General features: G+C 69.6%; 8 protein-coding genes. All 8 read left to right on the top strand.

What is annotated here, in order from left to right:
• Positions 1 to 190 precede the first annotated feature (190 nt).
• Positions 191 to 1,573, top strand: a complete 1,383-nt coding sequence (locus ADL12_RS17555; protein ID WP_062703512.1) for a nitrate/nitrite transporter — start codon at positions 191 to 193, stop codon at positions 1,571 to 1,573.
• 164 nt (positions 1,574 to 1,737) lie between these two features.
• Positions 1,738 to 2,889: a uroporphyrinogen-III synthase gene (locus tag ADL12_RS17550; RefSeq protein ID WP_062703510.1), complete on the top strand. Its 1,152-nt coding sequence runs from the start codon at positions 1,738 to 1,740 to the stop codon at positions 2,887 to 2,889.
• A 473-nt stretch (positions 2,890 to 3,362) separates the two neighbouring features.
• On the top strand, positions 3,363 to 3,959 hold the full coding sequence (locus ADL12_RS17545; protein ID WP_062703505.1) for a CGNR zinc finger domain-containing protein: 597 nt from the start codon (positions 3,363 to 3,365) through the stop codon (positions 3,957 to 3,959).
• A 319-nt stretch (positions 3,960 to 4,278) separates the two neighbouring features.
• Entirely contained in the window at positions 4,279 to 4,800 is a 522-nt protein-coding gene (locus ADL12_RS17540; protein ID WP_010039908.1) for a sigma-70 family RNA polymerase sigma factor, read from the top strand.
• Positions 4,800 to 5,633 carry a zf-HC2 domain-containing protein gene (locus ADL12_RS17535; RefSeq protein ID WP_079052099.1) on the top strand — a complete coding sequence of 278 codons (834 nt, stop codon included), beginning with the start codon at positions 4,800 to 4,802 and terminating at the stop codon, positions 5,631 to 5,633. The genes ADL12_RS17540 and ADL12_RS17535 overlap by 1 nt, the downstream gene beginning before the upstream one ends.
• A gap of 60 nt (positions 5,634 to 5,693) precedes the next feature.
• Positions 5,694 to 8,006 (top strand): HelD family protein, encoded by a 2,313-nt coding sequence (locus tag ADL12_RS17530; RefSeq protein ID WP_062703498.1) that lies wholly within the window; start codon positions 5,694 to 5,696, stop codon positions 8,004 to 8,006.
• Positions 8,007 to 8,319: 313 nt separating this feature from the next.
• Positions 8,320 to 9,744, top strand: a complete 1,425-nt coding sequence (locus ADL12_RS17525; protein ID WP_062703496.1) for an NAD-dependent malic enzyme — start codon at positions 8,320 to 8,322, stop codon at positions 9,742 to 9,744.
• Between the two features lie 394 nt (positions 9,745 to 10,138).
• The gene (locus ADL12_RS17520; RefSeq protein ID WP_007498188.1) at positions 10,139 to 10,420 is read left to right on the top strand and encodes an HU family DNA-binding protein; all 282 of its coding nucleotides are present in this window, start codon (positions 10,139 to 10,141) and stop codon (positions 10,418 to 10,420) included.
• The last annotated feature ends 226 nt before the right edge of the window (positions 10,421 to 10,646 follow it).

Here is a 10,646-nt window from a genome sequence, read left to right as displayed (position 1 = left end):
CCTATATATGGGCCCCCTACAAGGCCCATACAGGGCACGCCCCCCACAACCTCTCATCCGCCCTCCCCGCCGGGTGAGAGCAAAGTTCCTTTCCGGTCACTCGGTGCCACAGCGTGGAAACGAGCCCTCCCTACCTTCGGGGTCAGCCACTCGTAGTGCGACCGAGCCCCGAATGTACCGTGGAGGCGTCATGACAGCCCCTAGCACAGCCCCCGCCTCGAGCAGGGGAGGCCGCTGGATCGATCACTGGGACCCCGAGGACGAGACGTTCTGGAACGAGACCGGAGAGAAGGTCGCCAAGCGGAACCTCTTCTTCTCGGTCCTCTCCGAGCACATCGGCTTCTCGATCTGGACCCTGTGGTCCGTGATGGTGCTCTTCATGGGGCCGGAGTACGGGCTCACCCCCGCCGACAAGTTCACCATCGTCTCGATGGCCACCTTGGTCGGCTCCATCGTCCGCGTGCCCTACACCTTCGCCGTCGCCATCTTCGGCGGCCGGATGTGGACGGTCATCTCGGCGAGCATGCTGCTCCTGCCGACGATCGCCGCGTTCGTCGTGATGGAGCCGGGGACCTCGTTCACCACGTTCCTGCTGTGCGCGATGCTGGCCGGTGTCGGTGGCGGAAACTTCGCCTCCAGCATGACCAACATCAACGCCTTCTTCCCCCTCCGTAAGAAGGGGTGGGCGCTCGGGCTGAACGCCGGCGGCGGCAACATCGGCGTGCCCGTGGTGCAGCTCGTCGGGCTCGCGGTCATCGGTGCCAGCGCCGGCCCGCGTCTGCTGCTCGGGATCTACATCCCGTTCATCGTGATCGCCGCCGTCCTCGCGTGGCTGAAGATGGACAGCATCTCGTCCGTCAAGAACGACACGGGCGCCGCCAAGGACGCCGTGAAGGACGCCCACACCTGGATCATGTCCTTCCTCTACATCGGTACCTTCGGCTCCTTCATCGGGTACAGCTTCGCCTTCGGTCTCGTCCTGCAGACCCAGTTCGGCCGTACGCCGCTGCAGGCCGCCTACGTCACCTTCATCGGTCCGCTGCTGGGCTCGCTGATCCGGCCCGTGGGCGGCTGGCTCGCCGACCGGTTCGGCGGCGCGAAGATCACGCTGTGGAACTTCGTCGGCATGGGCGCCGCGACCGCCGTCATCATCGTGGCCTCGATGCAGGAGTCGCTGCCGCTGTTCACCACCGCGTTCATCGCCCTGTTCGTGCTGACCGGCCTCGGCAACGGCTCGACGTACAAGATGATCCCCGGCATCTTCCAGGCGAAGGCCGCCGCCAAGGGACTCACCGGTGAGGAGGCCGCCTCCTACGGCCGCCGCCTGTCCGGCGCCTCCATGGGACTCATCGGCGCGGTGGGCGCCCTCGGCGGGCTCGGCATCAACCTTGCCTTCCGCCAGTCCTTCCTCTCCGTGGGCTCCGGCACCGGCGCCTTCGTCGCCTTCCTCGCCTTCTACGGCGTCTGCTTCCTGGTCACCTGGGCCGTATACCTTCGCCGCCCGGTCGCCTCGGAGACGCACGCCACAGCGACCTCGGAGGCAAAGCCGCAGCTCAGCTACGCGGAGGTGTGACGTAACACCGCTGACATGAAGCCGAACCGAGCCTGTCACGCACCGTTGACAGGCTCGATCGGCATGCAGGTGTACCCACCAAGGGTGCGATCAGGAGCCGCTCCCGGTCACCCCCGGTGGATCACCTGGCGCAGGCACCACAACTCGAGTGCGGGACGAGAGTTATGTACGACGAACAGCAGCAATCCGACCATGGGCCCCTCGCCGGGTTCACCGTGGGCGTGACCGCCGCGCGCCGGGCCGACGAGCTCGGGGCGTTGCTCCAGCGGCGCGGCGCCGCCGTCCTGCACGCTCCTGCCTTGCGCATCGTGCCACTCGCCGACGACAGCGAACTGCTCGCCGCCACCAAGGAGATCATCCAGCGGACGCCGGACATCGTGGTCGCCACGACCGCGATCGGCTTCCGGGGATGGATCGAGGCCGCCGACGGGTGGGGACTGGGCGAGGACCTGCTGGAACGGCTGCGCGGGGTCGAGCTCCTCGCGCGCGGCCCGAAGGTCAAGGGTGCGGTACGGGCCGCCGGGCTGACGGAGCAGTGGTCGCCGTCCAGCGAGTCCATGGCCGAGGTGCTGGACCGGCTGCTGGAGGAGGGCGTCGACGGGCGCCGCGTCGCCGTCCAGCTGCACGGTGAGCCGCTGCCCGGGTTCGTGGAGTCGTTGCGGGCCGCGGGAGCGGAGGTGCTCGGGGTGCCCGTCTACCGGTGGCTGCCGCCGGAGGACATCGGCCCGGTCGACCGTCTGCTGGATGCGACCGTCTCCCGCGGCCTGGACGCCCTCACCTTCACCAGTGCCCCGGCCGCGGCGTCCCTGCTGTCGCGGGCCGAGGAGCGCGGGCTGCTTCCCGAACTGCTCGCCGCCCTCAACCATGACGTCCTGCCGGCCTGCGTCGGCCCGGTCACCGCGCTGCCCCTGCAGGCCCTCGGCGTCGACACGGTCCAGCCCGTGCGCTTCCGGCTCGGTCCGCTGGTCCAGTTGCTGTGCCAGGAGCTGCCCGGCCGGGCTCGGTCACTGCCGATCGCCGGACACCAGGTGGAGATCCGCGGGCACGCGGTCCTGGTCGACGGCGTGCTGCGCCCCGTGCCGCCCGCGGGTATGTCCCTGCTGCGGGCGCTGTCCCGTCGGCCGGGCTGGGTGGTGCCCCGCGCGGATCTGCTGCGCGCGCTGCCGGGGGCGGGGCGGGACGAGCACGCCGTGGAGACGGCGATGGCGCGGCTGCGTACGGCCCTGGGGGCGCCGAAGCTGATTCAGACGGTGGTGAAGCGGGGGTATCGGCTGGCGCTGGATCCGGCGGCGGACACGAAGTACGCGGACGTGTGAGCGGGCCGCGGAGCCGCTGAACCGTGCAGTCGCCCCCGCCGCCCCTACCCGTCCCATCCCCCAGGGGCTCCGCCCCTTCGACCCCGCCAGGGGGCTCTGCCCCCTGGACCCCCATCGGCCCTGAACGGGCCTCGTCCTCAAACGCCGGACGGGCTGAAAGATCCGGACCGGCGTCGAGAAGCGGAGCCCCCCCCACGGGTGGGTGGGGGATCGGGATGGCCGTGCTCGTCCTCAAACGCCGGACGGGCTGAAATGCAACCGACCGGCGTCGAGCAGCGATGAGCCCCCACGGGTGGGTGGGGGATTCCGCCGCCCACACCCACTCCCGGTACGAGGGGTTCCGGCGCCGCCACCGGGCAGGCACTGTTAGAGGGAACGCTTCGCTCAGCTCTTCCCCCTCTTCCCTCAGCCCTCTCTCACAGCACCTCACCGACCCCTGATGACCGGGGTGACCCCTAGGCGGTGACAGGCACATGGCACTGGGTACGGTCACGGACGCGTACGAGCTGCGGTTCGACGCCGGGCGGACCTGTCTGGATCTCCTCGCGACCACGCACCCCGAGGAACGGTTCGACTCCGTCGAGGTGCTGTGCGCCTGGATCGTCGGCGCCGGACTCGTCCCACCGACCACCTCGCTGGCCCACGCCGACGCCTCCTGGCTCGTCGGGTTCCGCGAACTGCGGGGACGTATCGGACAGTTGGTGCGCGGGGGACTCGCCCCCGAGCCCTGGCCGTCGTACGACGTCGCGCTCGCCCGCGTGAACGACCTCGCCTGCACCGCGCCCCCGGCCCCCCGTGCCGTACGGGGCGAAGACGGCACCCTCGTGAGGGAGTTGGATCATCCGCCGCAGTGCGCCGCGCTGCTCGGTGCCATCGCGCGGGACGCGGTGGAACTGCTCACCGATCCGGTCGCGCGGGCCGGGCTGAGGGAGTGCGAGGGGGACAACTGCCCGATCGTTTATGTCGATTCGTCCCGGGGGCGCAGGAGGCGCTGGTGCTCCAGTGAGGTCTGCGGGAATCGGGAAAGGGTCGCCCGGCATCGTCGTCGCGCGGCCCTCGCTCGCGCCTGATGGTCCGTTATGCGGCTTCTGTGAAACGGCTGTCGAAGTGATTTCGATTACACGTCGTTTCCCTACGGACCCGTAGGGAAGAGGCGGCTCGATCTTGCCGATGTGGTGGAAATGTAAAGATCACACGGTGGGAATGTGCTGCCATGTCCCGCTCGTCACGTCACTCCGCAGAAAACTGTCGCCTCGCTTTGAACACTCAACGGGCCGCTTCCGTACGGGTAGTCGAGCGACCGACTGGGGGAACCCCCGGACATCGGAGGTGGGCGTGCGCAAGGATTCCGTCGTGGCCAATGAACGTGGATCGAGGGCCCGACATCGCATGTCCCAGCCCTCGGAACCTGATGAGGAGCTGATGCGTGCGCTGTACAGAGAGCACGCCGGACCCCTCCTTGCGTATGTCCTTCGACTGGTCGCCGGTGATCGGCAACGAGCAGAGGACGTCGTGCAGGAGACGCTCATCCGTGCCTGGAAGAACGCCGGACAGCTCAATCGAGCGACCGGATCGGTACGCCCCTGGCTGGTGACGGTCGCCCGGCGCATCGTCATCGACGGTCACCGCAGCCGGCAGGCCCGGCCGCAGGAGGTCGATCCGTCGCCGCTGGAGGTCATCCCCGCGGAGGACGAGATCGACAAGGCGCTGTGGCTGATGACGCTGTCGGACGCACTCGACGACCTGACCCCCGCCCACCGGGAGGTCCTCGTGGAGACCTATTTCAAGGGGCGTACCGTCAATGAGGCGGCCGAGACGCTGGGCATACCCAGCGGCACCGTTCGCTCACGGGTCTTCTATGCCCTGCGGTCGATGAAGCTGGCTCTGGAGGAGCGGGGGGTGACGGCGTGATGAGTGTTTACGGGGGAAACCAGGGATTCGGGATGGGCGGTTCGGGTATGTCTGGACCCATGCAGGGACATCCGGTTCCGAGCGAGCACGAGACAGTCGGTGCCTACGCCCTCGGGATCCTCGACGACGCTGAGGCAACCGCTTTCGAGGCCCACCTCGCGACCTGCGAATGGTGCGCCCAGCAGCTGGACGAGCTCGCCGGGATGGAGCCGATGCTGGCCGCGCTCGCGGACCTGCCCGGTTCCGGTTCGCCCGCGATCGGCGAGTCCCTGTCGGCGAAGCCCAGCCCGCGCTTGGTGAACAAGCTCGTGGACGAGGTCGCCGAGCGACGCGCCCAGAAGCGCAGGCGCAGCTTCTACATGGTGGCCGCGGCGGCCGCGCTGATCGTCGGCGGTCCCTTCGCCGCGATGGCGGCGAGCGGCGGCGACTCGGACGGCGGTGGCGCCGGAACCAACCGGACCGTCGCGGCGAACCCCGCCAAGGACCTGTTCAACAACATCGACGACAAGGTCACGGGCACCGACTCGGCGAGCAAGGTCACCGCGACCGTCGCCCTGCAGAAGAAGGCGTGGGGCACCGAGACGGTCGTTGAGCTCGGTGGCGTCAAGGGCCCGCTCAAGTGCTCCCTGATCTTCGTCAGCAAGGACGGCGAGCGCGAGACGGCGGCCTCCTGGTCCGTCCCGAAGTGGGGCTACGGCATCCCGGACGCCAAGACCGAACAGGCCAGGAACCCTCTCTACGTCAGCGGCGGCGTCTCCATGGCCCCCGACGACGTCGATCACATCGAGGTCATGGACTTCGACGGAAACAAGCTGGTCGAGGTCGACGCGTAGCTTTTACGGGTCCCCTTCGCGTACGGTTGACGGCTGCCCAGCACGTCAGAAGGGGGCCCGGTGGCCGTTCAGGCTCAGCAGGAAACCGCGCTCGAAGACTCCCTGAGAGACCGAGAGATCGGCGTCGAACAGGAACACCTGGACCGGGTGTACCAGCGGCTCGAGGAGAAGATCCACGAGGCAGAGTTCCTCATGAACGACGCGGCCAAGCGTGGCCAGGTCGGCACACCCGGCGCGCTCGCCGAGCGGGACGCACAGGTCTTCCGAGCGGGGGTCCACCTCAATCGGCTCAACAACGAGTTCGAGGACTTCCTGTTCGGCCGTATCGACCTGCTGCGCGGCAAGGACGGCAAGAAGGGACCCGACGGCGCGTACACCGCCGTCGAGCCCGCCGAGGGCGCCGTGCGGGACGACAACACCGCCGACATCGCCGAGACCCTGCACATCGGGCGCATCGGCGTGCTCGACCAGGACTACGCCCCGCTGGTCATCGACTGGCGGGCCCCGGCCGCGGCGCCCTTCTACCGCTCCACTCCGGTGGATCCGGGACGGGTCGTACGGCGCCGGGTCATCCGTTCCAAGGGGCGCCGGGTGCTGAGCGTCGAGGACGACCTGATGCGCCCCGAGCTCAAGGCCTTCCTCGGCGGGCACGAGCTGCCCGTCATCGGCGACGGCGCCCTCATGGCCGCCCTCGGCCAGGCCCGCAGCCACACCATGCGGGACATCGTGGCGTCCATCCAGGCCGAGCAGGACCTGGTCATCCGCGCCCCCGCCGCCTCGGTGACATACGTCGAGGGCGGGCCGGGGACGGGAAAGACGGCCGTGGCCCTGCACAGGGCCGCCTATCTGCTCTACCAGGACCGGCGCCGGTACGCGGGCGGCATCCTGATCGTCTCGCCGACCCCGCTGCTGGTGTCGTACACCGAGGGCGTGCTGCCGTCCCTCGGCGAGGAGGGCCAGGTCGCCATCCGTGCGATCGGCTCGCTCGTCGACGGCGCCGAGGCCACGCTGTACGACTCCCCGTCCACGGCCCGCGCCAAGGGCTCGCACCGCATGCTCAAGGTGCTGCGGAAGGCCGCCCGTGGAGCCCTGGAGCTGAACGATTCGCCGACCCGGCTCAGGGTCGTCGCGTTCGGCCGCCGGCTCGAACTGGAGGCCGGGGAGCTGGAGCGGATCCGCCACAACGTCCTCGGCGGCACGGCACCCGTGAACCTGCTGCGCCCGCGCGCCCGCAAGCTGCTGCTCGACGCCCTGTGGGCGCAGTCCGGCGGCGCCACCCGCCACTCCGACCCCGAGCTCGCCGCCGAGCTGCGCTCCTCCTTCGACGAGGACGTCACCTCGGAGGACAGCTTCATCGCCTTCCTCGACGCCTGGTGGCCGGAGCTGACCCCGAAGGCCGTACTGGCGGCGATGGCCGACGACCGGCGGCTCGGCCGCTTCGCCCGCCGGATCCTCAACCCCGGCGAGGTGCGCAGGGTGGCCCGTTCGCTCAAGCGGGACGGCCACTCCGTGCACGACATCGCCATGCTCGACGAGCTCCAGGCGATCCTCGGCAGCCCGGCCCGCCCGAAGAGGAGGCGCGAGCTCGACCCGCTCGACCAGCTCACCGGCCTGGAGGAGCTGATGCCGGTCCGCGAGGAGTCGCAGCGCGAGCGCGCCGAGCGGCTGGCGGCCGAGCGCACCGAGTACGCCCACGTCATCGTCGACGAGGCCCAGGACGTCACGCCGATGCAGTGGCGCATGATCGGCCGCCGCGGCCGGCACGCCACCTGGACGATCGTCGGCGACCCCGCCCAGTCCTCCTGGTCCGACGTCGACGAGGCGGCCCAGGCCCGCGACGAGGCGCTCGGCACCCGCCCGCGCCGCCGCTTCCAGCTCACCGTGAACTACCGCAACCCGGCCGAGATCGCCGAGCTGGCGTCGAAGGTGCTGGCGCTGGCGATGCCGGGCTCGACCTCGCCGTCGGCCGTCCGCTCCACCGGCGTCGAGCCCCGTTTTGTGACAACGAACAAAGGACACAGCACGGTCGTGGGCGACTCGCTGGCGCACACCGTCCGTGAGGAGGCCGCCCGGCTGCTCGACCGCGTCGACGGCACGGTCGGCGTCGTCGTCGCCATGCAGCGGCGCGAGGAGGCGGTCAAGTGGCTCGCCGGGCTCGGCGACCGGGTCGTGGCGCTCGGCAGCCTGGAGGCGAAGGGGCTGGAGTACGACGCGACGGTCGTCGTCTCACCGGCGGAGATCGCGGACGAGTCCCCGGCGGGCCTGCGCGTGCTGTACGTCGCCCTCACCCGGGCCACCCAGCAGCTGACGGTGGTGTCGGGGGAGCGGGACGAGCCGGACGCGACCGGGGTGCCGGACCTGCTCAGAGATTGATCCGGAGGAACACCTGGTACGGGAATGGCCTTACGGGATCTGTTTGTTAGCCTGGGTGTGGCACCGGCTCGATCCAAGCCCCCGGGCCCAACCTTCGTCGCTACGAGCGACCACTTGCCGCGAGGCGAGCATGGCGGGCCGGTGTCATGAACGTTGAAGAGGCCCACGTCACGATGTGACGTGGGCCTCTTTTCCTGCGAAGACGTGGCGAACAATACGTTCGCAATTCAAGCCCGGCTAACTCCTACTCAGCGGTAGGTGCGACGATCGGACGGCATCCAGCGTCACACGGTGAAAGCAGAGGAAGTCGGCCATGGCAACGGCGCCCAGCGTCTCCTACTCGATGACGGTCCGGCTGGAGGTGCCCGCGAGCGGAACCGCGGTCTCCCAGCTCACCGGAGCCGTCGAGTCCCACGGAGGCTCGGTCACCGGCCTCGACGTCACCGCCTCCGGGCACGAGAAGCTCCGCATCGACGTCACCATCGCGGCCACCTCCACCGCGCACGCCGACGAGATCGTCGAGCAGCTGCGCGGCATCGAGGGCGTCACGCTCGGCAAGGTCTCCGACCGTACGTTCCTGATGCACCTCGGCGGCAAGATCGAGATGGCGTCCAAGCACCCCATCCGCAACCGTGACGATCTCTCGATGATCTACACGCCCGGCGTGGCGCGCGTCTGCATGGCGATCGCCGAGAACCCCGAGGACGCGCGGCGTCTGACCATCAAGCGCAACTCCGTTGCGGTTGTGACGGACGGCTCGGCCGTGCTGGGGCTGGGGAACATCGGTCCCATGGCCGCCCTGCCGGTCATGGAGGGCAAGGCGGCCCTCTTCAAGCGGTTCGCCGGCATCGACGCCTGGCCGATCTGCCTCGACACCCAGGACACCGACGCGATCGTCGAGATCGTCAAGGCGATCGCCCCCGGGTTCGCCGGCATCAACCTCGAGGACATCTCCGCCCCGCGCTGCTTCGAGATCGAGGCCCGCCTGCGCGAGGCCCTCGACATCCCCGTCTTCCACGACGACCAGCACGGCACCGCGATCGTCGTCCTCGCCGCCCTCACCAACGCACTTCGCGTTGCGGGCAAGGCAATTGAGAACATCCGCGTCGTGATGTCCGGCGCCGGCGCGGCCGGTACGGCCATCCTCAAGCTGCTGCTCGCGGCGGGCCTGAAGAACGCCGTAGTCGCCGACATCCACGGCGTCGTGCACGCCGGCCGCGAGGACCTGCGGGACGCCCCCGCGGACTCGCCGCTGCGCTGGATCGCCGACAACACCAACCCCGAGGGCCTGACCGGCACGCTGAAGGAGGCCGTGCGCGGCGCGGACGTCTTCATCGGTGTCTCCGCCCCGAACGTCCTGGACGGCGACGACGTCGCCGCCATGGCCGACGACGCGATCGTGTTCGCGCTCGCGAACCCGGACCCTGAGGTCGACCCGGCAATCGCCCGTCAGACGGCCGCAGTTGTGGCCACGGGCCGCTCCGACTTCCCGAACCAGATCAACAACGTGCTGGTCTTCCCGGGCGTCTTCCGCGGCCTGTTGGACGCGCAGTCCCGTACGGTCAACACCGAGATGATGCTCGCGGCCGCGAAGGCGCTGGCGGATGTGGTGACCGAGGACGAGCTGAACCCGAACTACATCATCCCGAGCGTCTTCAACGACAAGGTCGCGGGCGCGGTGGCCGGCGCGGTGCGGGAAGCGGCGAAGGCCGTCAGCGCCGTGGCGTCGGCCGAGTAGTCACCCGGAGTCCGGGCGGGCGTCGCCGGGGGCTGCCGCCCCCGGACCCCGCTTCAGCCCGAAAGTGTGTGGCGGCTGTGACGATCGCCACGGCAAGCCCTTGTAACGGCGCGTCGTGGAACCAAGGGCCTCCAGCCGCCGTTTATCGTGACGCGAAAGCTCAGGCCCTCTCTTCGTGTGACTCCCAAGGGTGTTCTCACGACTCCTCCGGGTGCCGGATTGGCTTTCCCGCTGCAGGTAGGGGCAGGATGCGTCCCTGGGCGCGAGGGTCTGACGACAGACCCGGGTCCGGGGAGTGTCCGAGGACCCTGGCAGCATCGGCTTCGCTGTGCCCACCAATGCGGCTCTGCCGCGTGGCACGCCTCAACAGCAAGAAGAACACGGGAGTAACAACATGAACCGCAGTGAGCTGGTGGCCGCGCTGGCCGACCGCGCCGAGGTGACCCGCAAGGACGCCGACGCCGTGCTGGCCGCGTTCGCCGAGACCGTCGGCGAGGTTGTCGCCAAGGGCGACGAGAAGGTCACCATCCCTGGCTTCCTCACCTTCGAGCGCACCCACCGTGCCGCTCGCACCGCGCGCAACCCGCAGACCGGCGACCCGATCCAGATCCCGGCCGGCTACAGCGTGAAGGTCTCCGCGGGCTCGAAGCTCAAGGAAGCCGCCAAGGGCAAGTAAGCCTGCCGGTGCGTCTCGGGACGACGTACAAGGCTCAGTAACGCCAATGGGGCGGCCCCCTTCACCGGGGGCCGCCCCATCGTCGTATCCACGACCGGGTCGTGGCCTCTAGCCGAGCGCCTTGCCAGGCAACTCGACCTTCGCGCCGAGCTCGACCAACTTCTCCATGCTGTGTCTGTCCGGGGGCTGTGACATTAGCGGCTTCGCCGCGGGCCCCGGACCCCAG

It is taken from the genome of Streptomyces regalis, assembly GCF_001509475.1.
Lineage (GTDB): Bacteria > Actinomycetota > Actinomycetes > Streptomycetales > Streptomycetaceae > Streptomyces > Streptomyces regalis.
The sequence above is the reverse complement of the archived record's forward strand: the minus strand, read 5'-3'. Positions and strand labels throughout refer to the sequence as shown.

What these genes read in the sequence shown, in the direction of transcription:
- ADL12_RS17555 (WP_062703512.1), top strand. Translation starts at nt 191, where the DNA reads ATGACAGCCCCTAGCACAGCCCCCGCCTCGAGCAGGGGAGGCCGCTGG.
- ADL12_RS17550 (WP_062703510.1), top strand. Translation starts at nt 1,738, where the DNA reads ATGTACGACGAACAGCAGCAATCCGACCATGGGCCCCTCGCCGGGTTC.
- ADL12_RS17545 (WP_062703505.1), top strand. Translation starts at nt 3,363, where the DNA reads ATGGCACTGGGTACGGTCACGGACGCGTACGAGCTGCGGTTCGACGCC.
- ADL12_RS17540 (WP_010039908.1), top strand. Translation starts at nt 4,279, where the DNA reads ATGTCCCAGCCCTCGGAACCTGATGAGGAGCTGATGCGTGCGCTGTAC.
- ADL12_RS17535 (WP_079052099.1), top strand. Translation starts at nt 4,800, where the DNA reads ATGAGTGTTTACGGGGGAAACCAGGGATTCGGGATGGGCGGTTCGGGT.
- ADL12_RS17525 (WP_062703496.1), top strand. Translation starts at nt 8,320, where the DNA reads ATGGCAACGGCGCCCAGCGTCTCCTACTCGATGACGGTCCGGCTGGAG.
- ADL12_RS17520 (WP_007498188.1), top strand. Translation starts at nt 10,139, where the DNA reads ATGAACCGCAGTGAGCTGGTGGCCGCGCTGGCCGACCGCGCCGAGGTG.